This window comes from Microcoleus sp. B13-B6 (assembly GCF_036705405.1).
GTDB lineage: Bacteria > Cyanobacteriota > Cyanobacteriia > Cyanobacteriales > Microcoleaceae > Microcoleus.
Map to the genome: position 1 here is coordinate 41,718 of NZ_JAUBUJ010000042.1, position 23,906 is coordinate 65,623.

At 46.3% G+C, this 23,906-nt stretch carries 14 protein-coding genes and 2 pseudogenes; 8 read left to right on the forward strand and 8 right to left on the reverse strand.

Features of this window, described 5'->3' with window-relative positions:
- Positions 1-36 precede the first annotated feature (36 nt).
- The 3 genes from QUB35_RS19435 to QUB35_RS19445 all read right to left on the reverse strand — a co-directional run bounded on the left by QUB35_RS19435 (position 37) and on the right by QUB35_RS19445 (position 7,925).
- The gene (locus QUB35_RS19435) at positions 37-5,601 is read right to left on the reverse strand and encodes an AAA family ATPase (protein ID WP_333143416.1); all 5,565 of its coding nucleotides are present in this window, start codon (positions 5,599-5,601) and stop codon (positions 37-39) included.
- Positions 5,602-5,768: 167 nt separating this feature from the next.
- On the reverse strand, positions 5,769-7,295 hold the full coding sequence (locus QUB35_RS19440; RefSeq protein WP_333143417.1) for a UDP-N-acetylmuramoyl-L-alanyl-D-glutamate--2,6-diaminopimelate ligase: 1,527 nt from the start codon (positions 7,293-7,295) through the stop codon (positions 5,769-5,771).
- Positions 7,296-7,619: 324 nt separating this feature from the next.
- Positions 7,620-7,925, reverse strand: coding sequence for a glutaredoxin family protein (locus QUB35_RS19445; RefSeq protein WP_333143428.1), 306 nt, complete (start codon positions 7,923-7,925; stop codon positions 7,620-7,622).
- Between the two features lie 350 nt (positions 7,926-8,275).
- On the opposite strand from QUB35_RS19445, the gene QUB35_RS19450 reads away from it, so the two are divergent.
- Together QUB35_RS19450 and QUB35_RS19455 are read left to right on the forward strand one after the other, a co-directional pair.
- Complete coding sequence (locus QUB35_RS19450) at positions 8,276-9,550, forward strand: ATP-dependent DNA ligase (protein ID WP_333143418.1); 1,275 nt, start codon at positions 8,276-8,278, stop codon at positions 9,548-9,550.
- Between the two features lie 89 nt (positions 9,551-9,639).
- Complete coding sequence (locus QUB35_RS19455) at positions 9,640-10,215, forward strand: Uma2 family endonuclease (RefSeq protein WP_333143419.1); 576 nt, start codon at positions 9,640-9,642, stop codon at positions 10,213-10,215.
- A 208-nt stretch (positions 10,216-10,423) separates the two neighbouring features.
- On the opposite strand, the gene QUB35_RS19460 is transcribed toward QUB35_RS19455, so the two are convergent.
- Positions 10,424-12,334, reverse strand: a complete 1,911-nt coding sequence (locus QUB35_RS19460; RefSeq protein WP_333143420.1) for an ABC transporter ATP-binding protein — start codon at positions 12,332-12,334, stop codon at positions 10,424-10,426.
- 713 nt (positions 12,335-13,047) lie between these two features.
- On the opposite strand from QUB35_RS19460, the gene QUB35_RS19465 reads away from it, so the two are divergent.
- Positions 13,048-13,221 (forward strand): hypothetical protein, encoded by a 174-nt coding sequence (locus QUB35_RS19465; RefSeq protein WP_333105884.1) that lies wholly within the window; start codon positions 13,048-13,050, stop codon positions 13,219-13,221.
- Here the strand turns inward: QUB35_RS19465 and QUB35_RS19470 are convergent.
- Positions 13,204-13,476, reverse strand: a pseudogene (locus QUB35_RS19470) (zinc ribbon domain-containing protein); the annotation flags it as partial. The gene QUB35_RS19465 and the pseudogene QUB35_RS19470 overlap by 18 nt on opposite strands.
- 8 nt (positions 13,477-13,484) lie before the next feature.
- Between QUB35_RS19470 and sbcD the strand changes: the two are divergent.
- Complete coding sequence (gene sbcD, locus QUB35_RS19475; RefSeq protein WP_333143421.1) at positions 13,485-14,726, forward strand: exonuclease subunit SbcD; 1,242 nt, start codon at positions 13,485-13,487, stop codon at positions 14,724-14,726.
- An 83-nt stretch (positions 14,727-14,809) separates the two neighbouring features.
- Here the strand turns inward: sbcD and fmt are convergent, their stop codons facing one another.
- Entirely contained in the window at positions 14,810-15,808 is a 999-nt protein-coding gene (fmt, locus tag QUB35_RS19480) for a methionyl-tRNA formyltransferase (protein WP_333143422.1), read from the reverse strand.
- 45 nt (positions 15,809-15,853) lie between these two features.
- On the reverse strand, positions 15,854-16,435 hold the full coding sequence (locus QUB35_RS19485; protein WP_333143423.1) for a Uma2 family endonuclease: 582 nt from the start codon (positions 16,433-16,435) through the stop codon (positions 15,854-15,856).
- Positions 16,436-16,486: 51 nt separating this feature from the next.
- On the opposite strand from QUB35_RS19485, the gene QUB35_RS19490 reads away from it, so the two are divergent.
- The 4 genes from QUB35_RS19490 (at position 16,487) to QUB35_RS19505 (ending at position 22,304) form a co-directional block, all read left to right on the forward strand.
- Positions 16,487-16,741: a hypothetical protein gene (locus QUB35_RS19490; RefSeq protein WP_333143424.1), complete on the forward strand. Its 255-nt coding sequence runs from the start codon at positions 16,487-16,489 to the stop codon at positions 16,739-16,741.
- A gap of 232 nt (positions 16,742-16,973) precedes the next feature.
- Complete coding sequence (locus tag QUB35_RS19495; RefSeq protein WP_333143425.1) at positions 16,974-17,534, forward strand: hypothetical protein; 561 nt, start codon at positions 16,974-16,976, stop codon at positions 17,532-17,534.
- Positions 17,535-17,553: 19 nt separating this feature from the next.
- Positions 17,554-19,218, forward strand: a complete 1,665-nt coding sequence (locus QUB35_RS19500) for an ABC transporter substrate-binding protein (RefSeq protein WP_333143426.1) — start codon at positions 17,554-17,556, stop codon at positions 19,216-19,218.
- 572 nt (positions 19,219-19,790) lie between these two features.
- Positions 19,791-22,304, forward strand: a complete 2,514-nt coding sequence (locus tag QUB35_RS19505; protein ID WP_333143427.1) for an MASE1 domain-containing protein — start codon at positions 19,791-19,793, stop codon at positions 22,302-22,304.
- Positions 22,305-22,738: 434 nt separating this feature from the next.
- Here QUB35_RS19505 and QUB35_RS19510 read toward each other — a convergent pair.
- Positions 22,739-23,906, reverse strand: a pseudogene (locus tag QUB35_RS19510) (RNA-guided endonuclease InsQ/TnpB family protein); the annotation flags it as partial.

The following is a 23,906-nucleotide window of genomic DNA, read 5'->3' on the forward strand; positions in this document are numbered from 1 at the left end:
ATTGTTGGTAAAACCCGCCCCTACAGCCGGATCGCATTAATCAATTAAAATCTCAATGACAAACTCGGTTCCTTCTCCCGGTGTAGAAAAACAACTCAGTTTGCCGCCGTGTTTTTCTTCTACAATTTGACGCGCGATCGCCAGTCCTAACCCAGTTCCTTTGCCCACATCTTTAGTGGTAAATAGATGGTCGAAGATATGATTTTTCACCTCTTCTGACATTCCTTTTCCGTTATCGGCGATGGAAATTTTTACCTTTTCACTTTCTACTTTTGTCTGAATAGTGATGTGATTGGGATGGGCTTGAATTTCGGCAAAAGTCCGTCCTTGATTCGATTCTTCTAAGGCATCGATCGCATTTGCTAACAAATTCATAAATACCTGGTTTAATTGTCCCAAATAACATTTTACTTTGGGAATATTGCCGTACTCTTTAATGATTTCAATTTCTGGATGCTTGTCGTTCGCTTTCAGGCGATGGCGTAAAATCATCAAAGTGCTGTTGAGGCCTTCGTGGATATTGGCCTCAACTTTATGTGCCGTATCCGCGCGAGAGAAAGTGCGGAGGGAGGTGCTGATGTTTTTGATGCGCTCGCATCCTATTTTCATTGAACTCAACATCTTGGGTAAATCTTCTACTAGATAATCTAAATCTATTTCCTCTGCTTTCTCAATCAATTCTGCTTCGGATGGAGGAAACTTTTCTTGATACAGGCGCAAATAATCAATTAAGTCTTGAACTCCAGCATGAGCTTCATTAATGTTCCCGGCAATAAAACCAACGGGGTTGTTGATTTCATGGGCAACCCCTGCCACTAGATTACCTAATGCTGACATCTTTTCACTTTGGATCATGTGCATCTGAGCTTGCTGAAGTTCATTCAAAGTCTGCTGCACTTGGTGATAGAGGCGGGCATTCTCCAGAGCGATCGCCGCTTGACTAGAGAGAAAATTCAGCACTAGGAGGCGATCGCGACTAAACACCCCACTGGTTATCCGATTTTCTAGATACAAAATGCCGACCAAGTTCCCCTGATTTAGAATTGGCAAACCCAGCAAACTCTCTGGTTGGTGGTGGTCTAAATAATCGTCAATCACAGGCAGATCAGTTTTGAGGTGATCGATGGCAACTGCTGCTAGGGTGTTTTTGACATACTGGATTAATTTAACGGGAACGGTGGGATTGTTCTCTAGGGGTTCCCTTTGCAGGCTAATGTTTTCCCAGGTAGCTATCGCCCGCACTTGCCATTGTTGATCTTGGCACAGCATCAGTACACAGCGATCGGCTCCAGAGTTTTGTAGCATGGTTTGGGTCACAATTTGCAGCAACTCATCCAGGTCGATCGTGCTGGAAATCATTTGGGAGATTTGCAGCAGAGTCGAAAAATCTAGAGCCTGGTTAATGGAGGTGCTTGAGGTAGTGTGATGGGTGATCGAAGGAATTGAGTAGGTGGGATTGGTGAGGGTGGATAGGGTTTCTAAAATAGTGAAGGGTTGGACGCACTGTTGTAAGATGGGACGCAGCAGATCGGGATAACGTTTTTCTAGGTCATCGGTTTTGGCTTTTGCTCCCCAGCGAGCGTAACAATAATAGGCTTCCTGCATATAGCCTGCGGCAACTTTTTCTTTGCCCCAATTGAGGTATAATTTAGCTGCGAGTTCGTTTGCTAAGGCTTCTTCGTTGAGGAATTCGTTTTCTTTAGCGAGTTGAATGGCGCGATCGTAAAAATCAGCAGCCTGCCATTTTTCTTCAGCAACACGGGCCATCTCCGCCTCTAAAAGTAGAAATTTGGACAGACAGTTTTCAGGACAGTTGTGTGCCCAAATTTGAAGTTGTTGCCGATTATTCTGAACCAATTCTTGATAATCTTTTGGTTGTTTTTCCGGTGCTTCCCCATAAAGTTGCAAGACAGTCAAAGACTGATAAAAACAATGCAGAACCGGTTGAAATTGTCCATATAGTGCATTAGTAAACTCGGCCGCAGCTACTAACATTTCATAAGCTTTAGCATACTCACCATAGGTAAAAAACAAAAAGGCTTTAGCGAAATAGTAAGTGCTACTGCCATAGCCATAGCCAATTTCATTGAATGTTGCTAGCGCCGACTCTTCATCAAATGTTTCAGAGCTAAGGCTATACTTCCCTATCGTTAGCCCTTGCAAGTTCTCTAGGAGCTTGCACTGAAGAATTAGGGCAAAGGCTGTCGTAATCTCAGTCCGTTCCGCAAAGCTGATGTACTTTTCATGTCGAGCCAGCAAACTGTGAATATCGCTTGAGACGATCGCCTGCTGCCAGAAACTGAACAGAGCACTGTGATGACACCAAGAAAAATCCCCTACCTCCATTGCCCCCTGATAAGCAGCTTGTTGCAGAACAAGATTAGAACTAACGTGCTTGCGCCAATGGTTGATAAAGTTGCCGAAGGACATATAAATTTTGCCATTCAGGGTGGTGTTATGAAATTTTTCATTCACCTTCAACCCTAAAAGTCCAAACTCATAGCCCAATTCATAGTCTTGAAAGCGTTGGCAGAGAATTGTTCCATACCAAACATAAACAAAACCCGCCACATTTGTATTCCCGTATTGCAAACAGAGATTGGTCATGTGTAAAACAACCAACACTAACAACTCCTGATTAGTTAGGTAAGTGGGCGGTACCATGTTCATTAGCAGTTTGATCTGCATCTGGCGTTCTTCATCGACAATGAGTGGTGCGTCGATTAGTCCTGCAACTTGGCGCTGATTTAAGGTTTTTTTAACTTCCAGAGCCATCTCTTCTAACTCTGCTTCGTTTGGCATAATCGCCAGTTCTAAGCCTAACAGTGTCAGCCCTTCAATTCCTACCTGAATCGCCTTTTGATACAGGGCATTATTTTGATAATGAGTTAGCTGAATCGCAATAATTTTGGCTCGCTCAAGACTTGAGTTGGCATAACTAAATGCGATTTTTATCAAATTTTCAGCTTCCTCAAAATGACCTGCTAAAAATTCAGCCTCAAGGCTTTCTAGATACATCGTAAATGTTAATTTATAAGCCGACTCCCATTTATTAGCTGGTAGAAAAGTTAAACCGAAAGCGAGATATTTAGTCGCCGATTCATAAGCAGTTGAGAGTTTAGCTCTCTGCCCTGCAAAGAGGCTAATCTTAGCAAGCTTGGTTCGTTCTTCTTGCTGCGTTATTAGCTCCGAGCCAATGATAAAGTGATTAATAATATCGAACACCTCTTCTCCTCTTTCAACCTCGGAGAAATTCGGAAGAAGTAACTGTCCAATTTTGAGATGGGTTGCTTGCTTTTGGTGAGCGGGAATTAATGAATAAGCAGCTTGCTGAACCCGATCGTGGAGAAATTTGTAGTGAGGTAATTGAGCGGCGGTATTTGGCACGTTGGGGGTGCTTTTCCCCTCTTCTTTCCCTATATAAAACTTGTAAATTTCACTGGTTGGTAAGATGAATCCTTCTTGCAAGGATTTCCATAAATCGGCAGCAGTTTCTTCCGGCGACTTCTCGCTGACTACCGCCAATGTATTCAAATCAAACTGCGCTCCAATGCACGCAGCCAACTTCAGCACATCCTGAGTTTTTGGCGGCAATTTCTGCAATTGCACCGCCATAAACTCCACTACATCATCGGTGATAGTTAGGGCTTTGACTTTGGCGATATCGCACTGCCACCCCCCTGTTACCCCCCTGTGTCCTCCCCTGATAACGGGGGATGTTACCCCCCTCTCTCCCCCCTCCGTAAGGGGGCATGAAAGGGGGGTGGGATCAAACGCAATCAGCCCATCTTCCTGTAGCGCCCTGAGAAATTGCGTGGCAAAAAATGGATTGCCTTTGGTTTTTTGATAAACTAACTCGGTTAATGGCTGAGCAAGAGGGATCTCGCACGAGAGCGTATCTGCTATCAAATCGTTAATATCCGTTTGACTCAGAGGTTCCAAGGTAATAGTATTTACCGTTACTTGGGATTTTTCCATCTCTGCTACTGCCAACATAAATGGATGAGCCGGAGATACTTCGTTATCTCGATATGCCCCAATTACCAGCAAATTCTGACTATCTTTTTCACTCATCAACACTTGCAAAAGCTTCAGAGATGCTGAATCTGACCATTGCAAATCATCCAAAAAAATCACTAAGGGATGTTCTTTTGTAGCAAAAACCGAGATAAATTTTTGAAATAGTAAATTGAAACGATTTTCGGCGGCACTTCCCGAAAGTTCCGAGACAGGCTGTTGTTTGCCAATAATTCGCTCCAATTCAGGAATTACTTCTACAATAACTTGACCGTTTTCGCCAAGAGCCTTGATAATTTTCCTTTGCCATCGTTCTAGCTGAGCGTCGCTTTCTGAGAGTAATTGATCCATTAAATCTCGGAAGGCTTGCACAAAAGCACTAAAGGGAATGTTGCGTTGAAATTGGTCGTATTTGCCTTTGATAAAATAACCGCGTTGCCGAACTATGGGTTTGTGAATTTCATTGACTACAGCGGTTTTCCCAATGCCGGAAAATCCGGCAACTAGCATCATTTGGCTGCGGGATAAGTTCGAGTCCGCCCAGCCGCCCTTAGTAAGGCGTGAGTCTTCTTTTCCCTGGTTTCTCTCGTTCCCAGGCTCTTGTGGGGAACGAGATTTAGAGGGGTTTGCTATTCGCTCGAATGCTGCTAATAATGCAGCGACTTCGGTTGCTCTGCCGTAGAGTTTTTCGGGTATGATAAAGCGATCGCAAAAATCTCGTCGCCCAATGGCAAAACTCTCAATTTTACCTGTATCATTGAGTTGTTGCAAACATTTTTTTAAATCTGCTTTCAGCCCTAATGCACTCTGATAGCGACATTCGGCATTCTTGGCAATCAATTTGCTGACAATTTCCGAGAGGACAATGGGTATTTCGGGATTAATTTCACGTACAGATGGTGGGTGCTGGGCAATATGGCAGTGGATCAATTCCATCGGATCGCTGGATTGAAATGGCAATTTTCCTGTCAGCAATTCGTAAAAAGTTATACCTAATGAATAAAAATCTGTGCGGTAGTCAAGGCCGCGATTCATTCTTCCTGTTTGTTCGGGAGATAAGTAGCTGAGTGTTCCTTCGATCACGTTGGGACTCATCAGCATTTGAGTTTCTCGCGGCAGCAAAGATGCAATACTAAAGTCAATGAGTTTGACTTGTTGAGTCTCAGGATTTATTAAAATGTTGGCTGGTTTAATGTCTTTGTGAATGATGCGGTGGCGGTAAAGTATATCTAATGTATTGCTTAGGTCGATCGCAATTTGGAAAAAATCAACAAGAGATGGCACGGCTTTTCCTTTCCCCGTCCATTCCTTCAGAGAAATTCCCCCGAAGTCTTCCACAATCAGCGCATAGCCGTTCCGGTAGGGTTCCAAGCTGTAGGTTTGGATGATTCCGGGCAAATTTAGGTTTTTGGCGATCGTGTATTGATTGCGAAAATGCAAGAGTTCGCTGAAGCTGGGATACTCGTTCCGCAAGACTTTGATGGCGACCGGTTTTTGGTCCGAGAGGCGAATTCCGCGATAAACTAGGGTGCGAGTGCCTGAGTAAATTCGAGCGAGAATTTGATAGCCAGTTAATTCTATCATAGCAATAATTATTTTTTAGATAAATATTTGATTTACTCTTACAATCTAGTGCAAATCAGATTCTTCCTTGGTATTAATACTTAAAAATATAACAAATTTCGCAGCGCGCGAACAGCTAACCGTTAACGGTTAACCGGATTCGGTTAACCGTTAACAGTTAACCGAAGTCAGTTAACCGAATTCATTCTGGCTTTCAAGGCATCTCGCGCTTGTTCTCGATCGTCAAAATGGACTTTTTCGGTGCCCAAAATTTGATAATCTTCGTGTCCCTTTCCTGCAATCAGCACGCCATCTCCCGGTTTAGCGTCCATAATAGCAGTGCGAATTGCAGCGGCGCGATCGCACAAAACCATCGGCTTTACTGCGGCGGGAATTCCTGCTAAAACATCCTCCAAAATGCGATCGGGATTTTCAGTGCGCGGATTGTCGGAAGTAACAACAGTTAAATCGGCTAATTCTGCCACTATTTTACCCATGATCGGCCGCTTAGTGCGATCGCGATCGCCACCGCAGCCAAACACGCAAATCATCTGACCGGGAATAAACGGCCGCGACGCCTTCAACAAGTTCTCCAAACTGTCTGGAGTGTGCGCGTAATCCACAATAACGCTAATATCTTGGTCGGGACTAATTTGCACCCGTTCCATCCGTCCCGGAACTCCCGAAAACTGAGATAATTTCTCCACAATTGCGGACAAATCTAAACCCAATTCTAAAGCAGCACCAACAGCAGCCAACATATTTGATAAATTGAACTGACCGACTAAAGGCAAAACAAAAGCCGTTTCGCCCTTCGGAGTGTGCAGCATTCCCTTAACTCCATTGGGCTGATACTCCAAATCAAAAGCATACAAATCTGCCGTTTTCAGAACAGTGCTATAACTCCAAAGTCGATCGGACTTTAAACTTTCAACTATCCGCTGTCCGTAGGGATCGTCAATATTAATGATAGCGCGATTTTTGAGGTAATCGGAACCAAATAAAAGCGATTTAGCCTCAAAATAATCCTCCATATCGCGGTGATAATCGAGATGGTCTTGAGTCAAATTTGTAAAGACAGCAACTTCAAAATTACACCCTAAAACTCGCTGCTGTGCTAAAGCGTGGGAACTGACTTCCATCACCCCGTGTTTGCATCCGGCTGCTACAGCTTCTGCTAATTGCTTTTGCAGGTCAACCGCAAAAGGTGTGGTGTAAAGTGCAGTTTGTTGAAAGCCCGGCCAGCGAGTGTAAAGCGTGCCGAAAATCGCCGTCGGCAACTGCATTTCATTAAGCAAAAATTCGATTAAATGAGTTGTTGTAGTTTTGCCGTTAGTCCCGGTAACGCCGACAAGTTTTAATTTGCTAGCTGGATTGCCGTAAAAAGCAGTTGCTATTTGACCGCAAACTTGGGCCATATCGGCTGCTGCGATGACGCAGGGAACCTCTTCTAGCCCCCCCTTAGCAAGGGGGGGTTGGGGGGGTGTCTTCTCGGCTGCTTGGGTGGAAATTATGGCGGCAAGTGCACCAGATTCGATCGCACTTTGCCAAAAATCTCCCCCATCAACCCGAGTTCCCGGCATTCCCAAAAACAAATCGCCCGCCTGACAAGCGTGGGAATTAGTGGATAAACCCTTGACTTCGGCATCGAGGGCGGGATGTTTGGCATCAAAGGAAATGCTGGGAACTGCTGCTAATAATTCTCTCAATTTCATCTGAAAAACTCCTCACTTGGATGTCTTGAATATGACTGGCGGAACCGATTTTTGAGCCACTCTCTACAGGTTTTTGCTGTGGGCGGTGCAAAGCCTAATTTTTTTTGGTGCGCGATGTAAAATCTATCTGCCTAGAGTAAGCTGCACACCGAGTACCCCGATGTCAGGATTAAAACCTGAGTTTTTGGGTAAATCTCACATTTTGCACCATTCAATTACTTGTTTAGGAACAGGCAAGATGCCTGTTCCACAAGAAAACTCATTGTTTGTGGAACGGGCATCTTGCCCGTTCTTGACAAGGGTGCAACATCTGAGTAAATCGTATTATTGTGACGGATCGATTTGCAAATATTTCTGTAACATTTGCTCCAATTGGGCGACACTACAGCGGGGAGAAGGACGGGGTAACAGTTCTTCAGGGGAGAATCCAGCCTCGCTAGCAGAATTTGTTGGCTGGGGCTGCACTTTAAACAAAACAGGAACTTCGTACTGATAAGCTTGAAACCAGTCATCGCGTTCGGTAATATCTCTGACTTCGAGTTGAAAGTTCAGGCTTTCAATCTGTTCCAGTTTTTCTTGCAACCCTTCGCACAAGTGGCATCCGGGTTTGGTGTACAAAATCAATCGCATCATAACAGTAAGATTAAACTCGATCTTAAATTCTGAAATGTCCGATCGGCAGTTGGCGAACTCAACGCGAGTAAGACACAACTCAGGGCTTTATTGGTCGCAATGCGCGATCGAAGTTATCTTAGCATTGGCAGCGAACAGATTACCGCGTTTGACAATCAAAACACTACACCCCATCCCTCTCTTTCTTCTCTTCCTCTGTGCCCTCTGCGCCTCTGCGGTTAAAAAATAAATCTAGTTCACAAATGAAAGAGTTAAATTTATTCACACCACCTAATTGTCAAATTATACTTGACTAATAAATCAATCTTTAGTATAGTATATAAATAGCCCTACATAAAGGAGGCAGTATGGACTGCACCGAATACGCAGAAGCCAAGCGAAAAGCAGCTAAAAAAATTAGCGCCGACATTCGAGAACGCTGGAACAATCGCATCGTCACGCGAGGATTGCACTTGATGGGAGAAGCGGGGGCCGTGCAGTATTTGGCTGATTACGGGCGCGGCATCGGTACGGCAAAAGTTATTGGTTTTGCACTGTGCGCGGAGTCGGAAGGATACCCGGAAATGGCGATCGGCTTTTGGAAAAGAGCGTTTGAATTGGAAACCGGAGAAAAGCCGATCGCCCTGAATCCTCCAAACAAATCTAGCACCAATCTTGCTGCTGCCAAATCAGCTACCGCTGCCAACATAGAGACTGTTAATAACCCCGTAGTTCCCGAATTGCCGCCGCATTTGCAGCCGGGAAGGATTGTGACAATGCAGCCGGTTGACGCGCCGAGTGAGCGTTCTTATTACATCGAAAATCCCGATTATTGGGGACAGCCCAAGCGCGACGGCAATCGAGTAGTGGTCATTGCCACGCCAGATAAAGTATACTACCAATCGCGATCGACTAACCTGCGGCAACAGGCATCGATTGAGATCGATCGCACATTAATCGACACAGCGGCTAAAATTGGCACCTTTGTTTTAGACGGCGAACTGTATTACAAAAGCTGTACCGGCAGCGAACACCGCACCGGGGCGCAAGCTGCTACAGTTAATATTGAAAGCGGTTTTCCGACTACTCAGCCCAACACAATTTATGCTATTTTTAAAAGTTTGTTTTTCAAAGGCAATGATTTAACTACCGTGGCAGAATCCGAACGGATTGCAGCGGGTGTTGAAGTTGGCGAAATGCTGGCGAATTTATCCCCAGCCTTTGAAGTTGTACCGACATTTCGCACCACCCCCGAAAAACTCGTCCTGGCAAATCAGCAGGAATCTGAAAATAAAGAAGGCGAAGTTTGGGTGTTGCACAACTGTCACTATGTCGGCGGAAAAGATGTGAAAAAATATCCGATGGTGAGAACTAAATACTGTCAAGAACACGATTTGTTTATTGTGGGTTTGACGGCGACAAAAGTAGCGGGGAGGCCGTTTAGCGCCGTCAAAGTAGCGCAAGAAATTGATGGCAAATTAGTGCCAGTAGGAACAGTGGGAACCGGGTTTAGCGGGGAGGAAATGCAGGAAATTGCCCGACTCTACGAGGCTAACCCCAAAAATGTCAAAATTAAAGTGCGATCGCAGGGTTTGACGGAAAGTGGCAAATTATGGCACGCACGATTTCTGGAGTTTTGTTAAATTTGTAGGGAAACGGCACTGCCGTTTCCTTCCCAAAATATGTGAGTTCCAACACATAGGATCAGATAAAATCAGCGGAGTAAAAATCAATGGTTATCAGCAAAAATAATTTCTACATCTCCCCAGAAGATTACCTAGAAGGCGAGCGAGTAAGCCCGATCAAACACGAATACAGACGCGGACAGGTTTATGCAATGACAGGGGCAAAAAAACCTCATATTGTTATTTCAGTAAATTTAGCAAGTTTGCTTAACAATCATCTCCGCGAGAGTTCCTGCTTAGTTCTTTCATCAGATATAAAAGTCCGACTGGAAGAGGCAAATTGCTATTACTATCCTGATGTAGCGGTGACTTGCGACGAAAGGGATACCTCAACTACGGAAGATTTCATTTTATATCCATCTTTAGTAGTTGAGGTATTGTCGCCCTCAACAGCAGCTTTCGACAGAGGCGATAAATTTGCCGATTACCAAACTTCTCCGAGTTTGCAAGAATACGTACTCATCACTCAATCTGAGATTAAAATTGAGTGTTTTCGGCTTAATGCTGAGGGAAATTGGGTTTCTCAGATTTACCGACAAGGAGATGAGTTAGAGTTAATGAGTATAGATTTTCGCTGCCAGATCGCACAAGTTTATCAAAAAGTACCCGGCATGGTATTGTGATGTATGAAACAATATTTTTAGTAGTAATCTCCTCTCGTCTGTACTTGGACAAAAACCTTAAACCTAGTTCTTAGTAAAGACTTTAGTTTTTCTGCCGAAGCTAAAGGAGGGCTGAAGTCATCACTACTAACCCAAAAGATAATTTACTAGGCAGACAGGCAACCAATTGAAGCAAAAGGATAAGAAATAAGTTCGCCATGTCGTACTCCTACTCGATGCAGGGTTTATCAGTAAGCCCTATTGACCTGACTGGGTTGTAGCCCAACATTCGGTAATAGAACCCCTGCTGGGTAAGGAGTTCGCCGTGGGTGCCAGACTCCTTAATCTCGCCCTCCTGCATCACAAAAATCCGATCGCAGTCTACGGCAGTTTCGAGTCGGTGCGTGACCAAGATGATGGTTCTGTTGCGACGTAGACGTTGCAAAGTCTCTAATACCCACTGCTCGTGCTTCAAGTCCAGCGCATTCGTGGGTTCGTCGAGGATGAGTATGGGAGCCTTAGTGACGAGTGCCCGCGCGATAGCTAGGCGCTGTCGCTGTCCCCCCGATAGGTTTTGACCGCCCTCAGCGATCGAGGTATCATACTGATCCGGCAAGGTTTCGATGAACTCGGCTGCCCCAGATTCAACCGCCGCCTCTCGAATATCCGAGAGCAGAGCATCCGGGCGACCGTAAGCAATATTTTCTGCGATCGTTCCGGGAAAGAGTGGGCTGCCTTGCGAGACGAGCGCCATGTGTTTGCGGACATCGGTAAGTTTAAGGGTGCGGAGGTCAAAGCCGTCGAGAAGGACGCTGCCCGATGTCGGGTCATAGAAGCGAGGCAAAAGATTGAGCAGCGTACTCTTTCCCGTCCCGCTAGCGCCCAAAAACGCCACCATCTGACCGGGCTCGATACTAGCGCTGATATTCCGTAAAACGGGTTGCCCAGCGTTGTACTCAAAGCTCACGTCGGCAAATGCTAGTGTGCGGGGATAGACGGTAAGCGATCGCGCCTCAGGCGCGTCTTGTATGGCGGGAGGCTCGTCAAGAACCGTAAAGACGCGATCGCATGAAGCTACAAACGTCTGGATCTTGGTCGTGAACCCCAACACCCAACCTATCGGGTCCCAGAACTGCCCCAGGTACGCCATGAATACGAGCAGATCGCCAATGGTCACGCCGCCCTGTACCGGACGCAAGAACTGGTCGCGATAAACTAGGTATCCGCCGTAGCCTAAGATTACCCCGCTTCCCAGGGCGAAGACTACCTGAACCGCTAGCGGATAGAGATTTTCTTGCCAATTGAGCCGCATGGAGGCCTTGACGCTGCGTTCGACCGCCTGCCCGAAGCGTCGCGACTCCGTTGCTTCTCGACCGAATGACTGGATTAGCCCGATCAATTCTATAGCTTGCTGCATGGTTGAGGTCATCACCGCATCGGTCTGCTTCGACTCCAGGGCTCGACTCCTAATCCTTCCCTCGAAGTACCAATTCGCCAGTATTAGAAGCGGAGTGAACGAAAGCGCAAACACGGTGAGAAGGACGTGGCGCGACAACATGATCCAGATCATCGCCGTCAGCGTCACCGATGCGGCCGTGGAGCCGATGAGCGTATCGATTACCCCCCAGGGGCCGAGACTGTCGTAGCTCAACCGATAGATTGCGTCACCCTGCGATCGCTCGCCGTGCCAACCGAGACTGTGCGCCTGCATTTTGTCGTAGAGTTCGGTACGAACGCGCAAGGTTCCGTTGTACTGGATGCGGTAGTTCAACATCCTACGGAGCATGAAGACGGTATCGCTCAGGATTCTAATAATCATCGCGACGAACGCCATTCCGAAAATTCGGTTCAGCGTCCTTTCACCGAACGGGGCAAGAAACAGTGTATGAATCCAGTTGGATTTCGGAGTTGGTGACAAAACCGTATCGACTAGAATCGCGATCGGCCAGGCGTTGAGAAGGTTGAAAAGCACCGATGCCCCGATTAAAAGCAAGAGTGTGACTATCAGCCATAAATCTTGGCGGAAGTAGAAAATAGAGCGCAGGACGATCCGCACCAACCAATGTTGGTTAATTAACGGCAGCACCATTTTTGGTGAATTCTTCTGGCTCTTCAAACGTGCTTTGAATGGAAAAATCATGGCTGTGCTGGATGCCTCTAAGTAAGACAATGCACCAATTAGGAAGTTTCACCTCAGTCAGAGAAGCCAGAAATTAACTTTGGGTTTTCACCCCTGTTGTCAAGCAGGGCAGATGGAATGTGAGATTATTCGACTGGTGCAAGATGTAAGGTAGAGTTTCGTTGTTTAAGGGTAGCTAAATAGAAAGCGAGCTCGCGTATGCTTCCTGGTGTGATGCGTAAGCGTTGCTTTCCCGAAAGCAGTCACCAAGTTGAAATAGTCTCAACTTTTAGTGCGGAACTTTCCTCAATTGGTCGATCGCATCCAAGCAAAAACCCCATCAGTCGGGCAATAGGGCTAACGCCCTCGCCCAATAGATAACTACAATATTAGGGAAACCTTCAGTAAATCCAAAGCTCTCTGCGTTGCAAAGGAGCCGGCATCGTCAGTTGGTCGAAACTAACTGAAACCAGACGCAATTTAGGCTAGACTCGATTTTTAGCGATTGTCGATAAATTTGTTATTAACGCCCCAAAACTTGGAACTGGAAAACCCTCAAAAGTAAATTTTGTTGAAGCTTTCCGTTTTGCTGGAGTGGATGGCTTAACCAGAACAACCATCGGCCCCGAATCAGAAGCATTCAACTGCTCCTCATTCTCGAACAACGACCACGGACGGTAATCGTTGACACATATTCCCTTCTAAGTAATAAGCTAACACAGATAAAAACAGGTGTGCAAGCACCACCATTCGTTGTATCGCTCGCAACAACACCCACAGCATCACTAATAGGGGAAACACCACCCACACAACCAACACAGGAAACTGCATTGCCAACTGCAACGCCACCTGGGCCGGAAGCATTAGCACCAGAACCAGTTTCCATTCAACTAGACAGATACATTTAACCCGGTAAATCCCGGACGCTCGCCAGGAATAACCGTGTATGGCAAGATAGAGAAAGCAGCAAGCTCTCCTATCAAGGAGGTATCTCTCAAAGCTTTCAACAAAATATTGAAAGCACCGTTTTTGTCTCTGTCCAGAGTGTGTCCGCACTCTGGACATTTAAAGACTTTAGACCCGCCTAATTTAGTATGGACCTGTCCACACTTTGAGCAGGTTTTTGATGTGTACTCTTCTGTTACGTCTACTACAACACCACCGTGCTTAAATGATTAAAATCTTACACCTTTCAGACATTCACATGGGCAGCGGCTTTTCCCACGGCCGGATTAATCCCGAAACAGGTTTAAATACGCGGCTGGAAGACTTCGCGGCGACGCTGAGTAAATGTATGGATAGAGCAATTTCTGAACCCGTAGATTTAGTCATATTCGGCGGCGATGCTTTCCCGGATTCGACGCCTCCACCGTTTGTTAAAGAGGCTTTTGCTCGCCAATTCAGCCGCTTGGTTGACGCGCAAATTCCGACAGTTTTGCTAGTAGGAAATCACGACCAACATTCTCAGGGACAAGGCGGCGCGAGTTTGGGAATTTATCGGACTTTGGGAATACCTAAGTTTATTGTAGGCGATCGCCTGGACACTCACCTCATTCAAACCCGCAGCGGGCCCGTACAGGTGGTAACATTGCCTTGGTTGACTCGATCGACCTTAATGACACGTTCCGAGACTGAAAGCCTGTCTATGGGCGATGTTAACCAATTATTAACCGAAAAACTGACGATCGCAATGGAAGGCGAAATTCGCCGCCTCAACCCCGACATACCAACCGTACTTTTAGCGCACTTAATGGCAGATAAAGCCAGTCTGGGCGCCGAACGTTTTTTAGCAGTTGGCAAAGGTTTTAACATACCCGTTTCCATGCTAACTCGCCCTTGTTTTGATTACGTTGCTCTCGGCCACGTTCACAAACACCAAAATCTCAATGCTTCCAACAATCCGCCCGTAATTTACCCCGGAAGTATCGAACGAGTTGATTTTAGCGAAGAGAAAGAAGATAAAGGTTTTGTGTTAGTTAATTTGGAACGGGGGAAAGCAGAGTGGGAATTTTGCACTTTGCCAGTGCGGGTGTTTCAGACTATTAAAGTGAATGTGGCAGAATCGGAAAACCCGCAAGCCGAGTTAGTTAAAGCTATTGGCAAGAAGGAAATCCAAGATGCGGTTGTGAGATTAATTTACCAATTGCGATCGGAACAATTAGATTTAATCGACAACGGAGAATTGCACGCACTTCTGGGCGAAGCGCATAGCTACACAATTCAACCGGAATTAGTCAGTCAGTTAGCGAGACCCCGGTTGCCAGAATTGAATGCTAATAATAGTATAGAACCCTTAGAAGCTTTGAAAACTTATCTGGCAAGTCGCGAAGATTTGAAAGATGTTGCGGAGAGTATGTTGGAAGCGGCGCAGGGTTTGTTGGGCGGTGCGGAGGAAGTTTTGGTTGAATTTTAGTCAAGAATCGCGCATCTAATTACAAAATGATTTGGCTGTCAAATATTGTAGTGGGGGCATCTTGCCCGCCCTAAATATACTATTTAACTCCCAAAAATCTCACCCACCGCCAACCGAGTTCCATTGGCAAAATCCGCCCCAGACTGCACCTTTTTCCCCGCCAACTGCACCTCCCGCAACAATAACAAACCATCAGCGGTTTGGACGATCGCCCCCAACCCCTTCACAACCTTGACAACTTCCCCATTTGCGCCCGACAACTGGGCTAAAACAGGCCATTCGCGTTCCAAAACTCTCAAATCCGCTGGCATTTGCAGCCAATATTCCGGCCCGACGGGTACAGTAGCTATCACCTTCAGAGAATTGCCGCGAAAAGTCGTCGTGCAATCCGGGAAAAAGCCCCTAACTTGATTGTGAAGGGCGATCGCACTTTTCGACCAATTCAGGACATAATCCGCACTCTTAATCATCGGCGCATAAGTCGCCTCAGCATCATCTTGAACAACAGCTTTAACCTTATCGTCTCTCAATTTTACCAAAGTTTCCACCAACAAATCCGCCCCAACTTCCGCCAACCTATCCGCCAAAGAATCAGCATTATCCAACAGCGAAATACCAGCAAAAGCCTTCAACAGCATCGCCCCAGTATCCATCCCCGCATCCATCAGCATAGTAGTAATTCCTGTTGTCTTTTCCCCGTCAAAAAGACAGCGCTGAATCGGCGCGGCACCGCGATACTTCGGCAAAATTGAACCGTGAACGTTAACGCAAGCCAAACTAGGAATATCCAGAATTTCTTGAGACAGAATTTGGCCGTAAGCCACCACCACAAACACATCCGCCTCCGCTTCCTGCAACTTAGCAAGCGTTTCCGCATCCTTCTTAATTCGGCGCGGCTGCCAAACCGGGAGACTGTGATTTAAAGCCACATCTTTTACAGGTGAAGGCATCAATTGATTCCCTCTTCCCCGACGTTTGTCCGGCTGAGTCACCACACCCACAACCTCAAATTCTGGGTGACTCAGCAAACTGGATAAAGTAGGAACAGCAAAATCGGGAGTGCCAAAAAATACAATTTTCATAAATTTTTACTTATTTCGTACAGTACAATAATAATAACAACAAAACTACGCCATTAATTCATCCACCGCCACCCTAAATCCTGCCAAAACAACCTGAGTTGTCGCCACCTCACCCGGCTTGAACAAAACCACCTGACTTTGAGTAATTACTAACACCCAACTACTCTTAGGAAACAGCAGCCAAACTTCCAAACATCCCGATTCTAAATACTCCTGTGCCTTATTAGCAAAAACATCATCAGCAAAATCGCTAGGCGAAACAATCTCAGCTAGCAGCGGAAAACTCTGGGGCAAAACAGAAAACTCCCCAACTTGCGCCAACAGTTCAGGAGTAATATAAGATACATCGGGTATCCGCCCTTTTTTCATAGTTTGACAAGTAACTTCCACATAAACCTCGCCCCCTTGGCCGCTTGAGATCATGTAACTTCTCCAGTAATAATCTAGCTTTGATTGAATGCGGCGAGTTTTTGCAGTCATTCCTGGTTTCCCCACTACTTCTCCATTTACAAATTCTACAGGATGTTTGACTATAACTTTACCGTCCGCCCACTCCGTCCCGTCAGGAGGATTTTGCATCCATTCTTCCAAAGTTAAATCTAACTGTTCTACACTAGGAATTATCATGGGATTTACAGTTTTTAGTGTTCATCTCAATCTTATCATATCTGTCAGAGCATGGAAAGCCCGTCGAATCTCCTGCTGAAACTCAGCCGCAGCTTATTTGCCGACACCGCCGAACAAGAAAAGTTTATTCATGCCGTCACCAATCCCCACACTTTTAATCCTGCTATCTTGTGGCTGCAACCAAAACCAACAGGAAACCCATTTAATCTCGAAATTCCCGTTTCTTGGCAGCCGGAATTTGTAGCTAGACTAGCCTTAGAATCCCAACCGGGAAAACATTCCTTACATCAAGCCGGACATTACTAAGCTGTCACGCATTTAAATTGCATATTCAGGGCTGGCTCTTAGGCCCACCCCACAAGAATTAGATTGTTTTTTGACATTCTATTTAAATGCACAACAGCTTACTGTCTCGACTTTTCCTCAATCTTCGCCTCCTCCACATTGTTAACAATACCGCAGCCAATCAAACTAATCTTAGATATGTGCGCCGCCCGGACGCAAAAGTGTCTTTGCCTGGAAAACATTAAAGCCAGAATTGCTCTTGTGCAACGAAGTCATAGGCAAACGCATGGGAATGCTGATATCTAATTTAAGACGCTGCCAAATTCAACCATCCGCCGCCGCCAACGCCGATTCAAAAATACTTGCCGAAAAGATGCCACAAACGGCTAATTTAGTAATAGTGGATGCTCCTTGTACTGGTCAATCACTCTTAGCAAAAGGAGACAAAGCACCAGGCTGCTTTCATCATGTCACCATCAACAGCAATGCCAACCGCCAAAAAAGAATTTTAGCCAATTCTGCTAAAATTGTAGCGCCCCAAGGTTATCTTGCATACATGACCTGCACTTATTCCACGGCAGAAAATGAACAAGTCAGCGAATGGCTGTTAAGCAAATTCCCCGAATTTGGGCCAGTCATTGTTCCTCATTTAGAAAAATATCGATCGCACGTGACAGAAATTCCTTGCGATCGGATGTGGCCGCAAGATAGACTAGGAGCAGGAGCTTTCACCGTTTTGTTTCACAACACCTCGGATGGAGAGAGAAATCAGCTACCAGCAGATTTTCGAGATTTAGCTCGTTTTACTCTGTAATTATCCACTTTTATTGAAAATGATTTTATCTCAATTCGCCACAGCAATTTACCGACAGCTACACAATGCGACCGCAGCATTTTTAAATTCTCTGAAATACAGTAGGAACAAGGCACTGCCAAAAGGTGACAAATTAACGTTAAACCGACCGTATCTATTGTTTGTATCGAAGTCTAGATCCCCCCTGACCAAGGGCGGGCACGGGGGCACCGCCCCTACTAAGGGAGGGACAAGAAATATTCTCAAAGTCCCCATTTTCAAGGGGGATTTAGGGGGATATATACTCGACGACAAGCGAGATTTATTATGGGTTTGGGTCTTAATTGGTCACGCATTGGGACTGCCGTGTACCTACTCACTTGAAAACCGCTATCGACTGCAAACCAAACGTGCAGCCTGCATTTTCCTAGCTTTAAGTTTGCTAATATTAAGCGGCTGTCAAAACAGCACAACCCCAGCCTCAAAAAGCGGCGAACCCATCGAACTCACACTGTGGCACGGCATCAATCCTCCGCCAAATCGCGACGTATTTCAAACCCTCACAGACCAATTCAACAAAACGCATCCCAACATCCAGATCAAACCAGTTTACATCGGTCAGCCCGACCAACAACTACCAAAAATACTCACAGCAATAGTTGGAAATGCACCGCCGGATGTGCTGTGGAATGGCCCCTCAATTGCAGGAAAACTAGCAGAACTCGACGCAATTGAACCCTTAGAAAACTGGCTCGACAAATCGCCCCGGAAAGCCGAAATCGACCCGGCCCTCTTCGAGTCAATGGAACTTGGCGGACACACTTGGTCAGTTCCCCTAGGCACAAATAACGTCGCCATATTTTACCGTCCCAGCTTATTTGCAGCAGCAGGAATCAAAGAAGTGCCGCACAATTGGGCCCAATTAAAGCAAGTAGCCCGATCGCTCACGCGAGATACCAACGGAGACGGCCGCACAGACCAACACGGCATAGTGCTCCCCCTAGGCAAAGGAGAATGGACAGTATTTACCTGGCTGCCATTCATGTTCAGCGCAGGCGGCGAACTCAAAGGCGAAATACCTCAAAGTCCTGTACCCCAAATAGATAATCCCGGTTCTCACGCCGCCTTAGAATTGTGGAGCGACTTGTTAAAAGAAGGTTCAGCAATATTGTCAGCACCCGAACGCGGTTACGAACTCGACAATTTCATCGCCGGGAAAGTCGCTATGCAAATCACCGGGCCGTGGACGCTAGCACAGTTGCAGCAAAGTGCGATCGACTACGCAGCAATGCCTTTACCCATCCTCAAACGCCCCGCAGCCGTCGTAGGGGGTGAAAACCTATTTTTAATGAAAACCTCGCCAGAACGAGAGCGAGCAGCCCTAGTATTCTTAGAATACGTTATAGGTGAAGAATTCCAAACAGCATGGGCATTGGGAACAGGTTACTTGCCCATTAACTTAAAATCGAGACAGAGCCAAGCTTATCAAAGCTTTGTGGAAAAAAACCCTATTTTGCGAGTATTTTTAGAACAAATGAACTCAGCCAGAGCGCGACCCATTATATCAGGTTACTCCCGCCTGTCAGAAAACCTCGGTCGCGCCATAGAGGCAACCCTTCTGGGCCGCAACCCCCAAGACGCCCTTAAAGAATCTCAAGAGCGTTTGACACTAACCTTAGATATTGCAACAGCCAAAAAGAAATAGACAATAAAAAATATTTTTTATTGCTGTAAATTATCCGCTTTCACTGTATTCGAGCGAAAGACTTGAAGCCTCGATTAATGGGTTAAAAATCTAGTGAAAATCACTACCACCTGCACTTCTAATCAGAAACCGTGTTTCTTGCCCCAGACTTACCTAAAAGCAGAGATTTTACGTCGCTGTTATTGGTATTTTAGGTATTTTAGGTATTTTAGGTATTATTGAGTACAGTGCAAAATGTTAGGGTGAATTGAGTTACGATCGCCCGACACAAAAAGACAGCCGCTGTCGCTCGGTAATAAATTTTTAACAAAAACCAAAAATTTACAAACCAATTGCTTAGCCATTAGAGATATATTTACAAAAAAGCGATACTCCCGAAATTCATGGGCAGATTTGATCGAACAAAAAAACCGATCCCTCAACGGCACCACAAAAATTTAGCTCACAAGCTTCTCCCAGTACCTACCACTCATGACCTACCATCACCTAATAGAAACATTTTCTCTACCCTGTGCCTGTCCCGTGCCACATCCTGAGACCCCAACCACCGTCCACCTTTTCCCCAAACGACAATGCAGACAAAGTTCCTTAACGCAATCAAAGGACATCCCTGGCGGTACTTCCTCGCAGTAGGCGCGATCGCCCTGGTCTACTATTGGGCGTCGGAATTCGCCATTTCCACCCTCACCCTCAGTTCAGAAATTTACCCGATGTGGCCAGCAGCAGGAATTGCCCAAGTCGCCCTGCTGCTGTTTGGGCGGCAACTGTGGCCGGGAATCGCGATCGGAGGCTTCCTGTTCAGCATGAGCGTACCGTCGGCCAACATCGGCACGGCATTGATCTCGGCAGGCGCCAGAACCCTGCAAGCGTGGACGGGAACTTATCTACTCCAGGGCATTAACTTTAGCGCTAGGCTCGATCGGCTCAAAGACGTTTTAGGAATAGTCGGACTAGCAGCCTTGAGCTCTACCCTAATCAACTCCACCATCGGCAGCATCGTCGTCTGCCTGACCGGTTTATCTAGCTGGAGCGATTTTGGCACGATTTGGGGGACTTGGTGGGTGGGAGACGCTATGGGAATTTTGCTCGTCGCCCCGCTACTACTGACGTGGCAACAATTGCCCAAAGTCCCCACCCATCGCCAACAGATAGCTGAACGAGCGATTTGGCTGCTGCTGCTACTAGCAGTCGGCTGGCTCGTCTTTTGCTCCCGCACCCGCGCCGCCTACGCCCGCTATCCCCTCGAATACTTACCATTTCCCCTAGTAGTTTGGGCTGCCTTTCGATTCGGTCAGCGCTACACCGCCCTCTCCAACTTCATCCTCTGTGGCTTCGCCATCTGGGGTATAGCCCGAGGCAGCGGCCCCTTCCTGAAACACGCCAGCAGTATCCCGCAAGCGCTGTTATCCCTGCAAGCCTTCATCGCCGTCATCGCCGTCACCGGCTTAGTCTTAGCTGCCACCGTCGCCGAACGCCACCAAGCAGAAGCCTCCCTGCGCGCCAGCGAAGCCAGCCTCGCTAACGCCCAACGCATCGCCCAGCTAGGCAACTGGGACTTAGACCGCAACGCCCAGCAATTGCGGTGGTCAGAGGAAATTTACCGCATCCTGGGACAGCAACCAGGAACTTTTGAACCCAGCCTGGAAGCCTTCTTGGAATACGTGCACCCTGAAGACAGAGAATTAGTCAAAACCTCGATCGAAGCCGCTTTATTTCAGCAACAGCCTTACAGCATCGACTACAGGCTCATACTCCCCGACGGTAGCAACCGCACAGTCTACGAACAAGCCGCCGTCACCTCCCTCTACATCACCAGCACCGTCCAAGACATCACAGACAGAAAGCAAGCCGAAGCCGCCCTGCGTTCTTCAGAAGAAAGATTTTCCAAGGCCTTTCACGCCTCCCCAGTCGGGATCAGCATCTGCACCCTCACAGATGGATGCTTCCTCGATGCCAACGAAAGCTTTTTGCGCTCATTAGGTTGGCTGCGGCACGAATTTCTCGGCCGCACTCCCAGCGACTTAGGAATGTTTGTCAATTCAGAAGACGGGGGGCGACTCGCCCAGATTTTGCAATCACAAAATTCGATCAGCAACCAAGAAATCAAAATTCGCACCAAAGCCGGCGAAGTGCGCGACTGGCTGCTGTCAGTGGAACTCATCCACCTCGGCAGCACTCAGTGCGTTTTAATCATGACTACCGACATCACCGAACGCTTGCGTTCCGAAGAATTCCGCCGGGCCGCATTAGCCGCCGAAGCTGCAAATAGATCCAAAAGCATTTTTCTCGCCAACATGAGTCACGAACTCAGAACCCCCCTCAACGCCATCATCGGCTACAGCGAGATCCTGCAAGAAGACGCCCGAGACCTTGGTGCCGAAGAGTTCATAGACGACCTCCAGAGAATTAACACGGCCGGCAAGCACCTACTAGACCTGATTAAAGATATTCTCGACTTGACCAAAATTGAAGCAGGCCGCATAGACTTCCACCTCGAAACCTTCACCATTTCAACTCTGGTTGAGGAAGTAGTTGCCACGATCGCGCCGATGGCAGACAAAAATAGCAATATTGTAGAAATACAATGCCCCGATGATATTGGATCGATGCAGACCGACTTGACTAAACTCCGGCAGTCTCTGCTCAACATCCTCAGCAATGCCGCGAAATTTACTTGCTCCGGCGCGATTACCTTCGCCGTTACCCGATCCGTCGAAACCCCCGCCGACTCTGCAAAGAAAGGCAAAAAACTTGGAGCGTATAGAGGAGGTGGCAAAGCTGAAAATAGCTTGTCTCTCTTATCTTCCGCTCAAGATTGGATCATTTTTACGGTCAAAGATACCGGCATTGGCATGAGTCCCGAACAGTTAGCCAAAATCTTTGAGCCTTTCACCCAAGCCGATTCCTCAACTACTAAGAAGTACGGCGGCACTGGTTTGGGGCTGACGATTACTAAGAAATTCTGCGAAATGATGGGCGGAGACATTACCGCATTCAGCGAGGTGGACAAAGGTTCTACCTTTACCATTCGGCTGCCAGCTATTTTCACCGACCTTTCGATCTCAACCGAAAAGTCTGACCAATAATATTTTTTTACAGTTATTTTCTATGCCTGTAAATTTTATTGGCCTCCGCACTTGGCTGATTATTTCGCTAACAGATAGGGAGATTTTCCCCAGAATTTATCACATTATAAAGTAAGTTTTTTACGAGGTTTTTCTAATATAGAGTAATCTTAAATGAGTCGTATTTTTTTTACCCCACCCCAACCCTCCCCGAACCCGCTCGATCGGGAGTAATAAATTCACAAATGATGTAGGATTGCTATAGAGGTAGAAGATTAGGGCGGGTTAGATAACCCTAATTAATTTATGAGTAAATACGAAAAGTCCTGAAATCGTTTCGGCTGGCATGGGAATAATAATTTTTCCTGTCCAGTACCCGCGTCCGCGATCGTTTTTTGGGTTCCACCTAGTTTTTGAGGGTAAGTTCACTTGATTAATAGGTGGTAAAAGTATAGTCATTTATAGGCATGGGAGGCTTCAAGTCCCTCCCCCTTCACTTTTACTTTGAGCGGATTGACCCGCATTGGCCCAACTACGCAGCTCCCTATCAAGAAAGCTGAAGGCATTTGGGATTGCTTTTCTGAGGATGTTGTACGAAGCGTTGATATCAGAATTAATTAACTGACCAGTCGATGTTTTGTACAAACCTCGCTTGATCCGCTTACCAGTAAACATCGGCTCTTTTTCTGTTTTCCCGTAGACAGGGATTGGGTCTAGACCCACGAAGTTGGCCCGCGATGTGTAGGATTCTTCCTGCACAATTACTTTAATTCCCACCAAGCGAGCTTTGTATTCTAACATCTCAATTAATCGAGAGTGAGGAATACTGACAAAATTTTGGTTGGTTTGTTTACCTAGATTGATATCGGTTTTCCACTGTGCATTTTTGCCTATTACCAGCGTTCCAATTTGGTTCACTACCAAATGGTCAACAATCACACGACTAGCATGATGCAAGTAATTATCAACTTTCTGATTACGACAGCGAGTTAATCGCTGAATTCTGGGTGAGGTTTGACGATTCCCTTTTAACTGGGATTGTAATCGGGATTTGCGTTTGTTGTAGAACTGGTTAATCGATTTTAATGGTCGCCCGTTAATCAACAAAGGGATAAATCCCGGCTGATTTGAAGTTAACGCCACTAAATTATCCAGTCCTAAATCAATACTAGCTACAGAGTTGGCATTGCCAAGGGTAGACTCCGCTTCATCATAAATCACCTCAATTACATAGGAATCACATTTCGGAACCAGTCTAACTTGACAAATCTGGTTGGGATTGAGTTTGGTTTTGATTAAAAGTTCAGTACCCGAAAGTTTAATAATTCCTTTCTTCAACTGTTTACTACTAATCGCTTGAATCGTGTAGACGAGAAGGTTTCGCTCTTTGGTTTTGTCTTTGTACTTTGGCAATTTTGGGCGACCCGTGAATTTTGAAGAATCAGCCTTGTAAGCTTTAACTGCTTTAAAAAACGATTTCCAATTCTTGTCTAACACCATCAAGATTTGCTGACTAACTTTTGCAGGCAAAGCCTTGTAGGCTTCATGAGACTTCATCAATCGGTTCATTTCGTTATAACTGACATAACCCCATCCATAAATAAAGCTCTGACGAATGACGTA

Excerpts from the sequence above, each read along its gene's own strand:
- QUB35_RS19435 (WP_333143416.1), bottom strand. The coding sequence starts at position 5,601 with ATGATAGAATTAACTGGCTATCAAATTCTCGCTCGAATTTACTCAGGC.
- QUB35_RS19440 (WP_333143417.1), bottom strand. The coding sequence starts at position 7,295 with ATGAAATTGAGAGAATTATTAGCAGCAGTTCCCAGCATTTCCTTTGAT.
- QUB35_RS19445 (WP_333143428.1), bottom strand. The coding sequence starts at position 7,925 with ATGCGATTGATTTTGTACACCAAACCCGGATGCCACTTGTGCGAAGGG.
- QUB35_RS19450 (WP_333143418.1), top strand. The coding sequence starts at position 8,276 with ATGGACTGCACCGAATACGCAGAAGCCAAGCGAAAAGCAGCTAAAAAA.
- QUB35_RS19455 (WP_333143419.1), top strand. The coding sequence starts at position 9,640 with ATGGTTATCAGCAAAAATAATTTCTACATCTCCCCAGAAGATTACCTA.
- QUB35_RS19460 (WP_333143420.1), bottom strand. The coding sequence starts at position 12,334 with ATGATTTTTCCATTCAAAGCACGTTTGAAGAGCCAGAAGAATTCACCA.
- sbcD (WP_333143421.1), top strand. The coding sequence starts at position 13,485 with ATGATTAAAATCTTACACCTTTCAGACATTCACATGGGCAGCGGCTTT.
- fmt (WP_333143422.1), bottom strand. The coding sequence starts at position 15,808 with ATGAAAATTGTATTTTTTGGCACTCCCGATTTTGCTGTTCCTACTTTA.
- QUB35_RS19485 (WP_333143423.1), bottom strand. The coding sequence starts at position 16,435 with ATGATAATTCCTAGTGTAGAACAGTTAGATTTAACTTTGGAAGAATGG.
- QUB35_RS19490 (WP_333143424.1), top strand. The coding sequence starts at position 16,487 with ATGGAAAGCCCGTCGAATCTCCTGCTGAAACTCAGCCGCAGCTTATTT.
- QUB35_RS19500 (WP_333143426.1), top strand. The coding sequence starts at position 17,554 with ATGATTTTATCTCAATTCGCCACAGCAATTTACCGACAGCTACACAAT.
- QUB35_RS19505 (WP_333143427.1), top strand. The coding sequence starts at position 19,791 with ATGCAGACAAAGTTCCTTAACGCAATCAAAGGACATCCCTGGCGGTAC.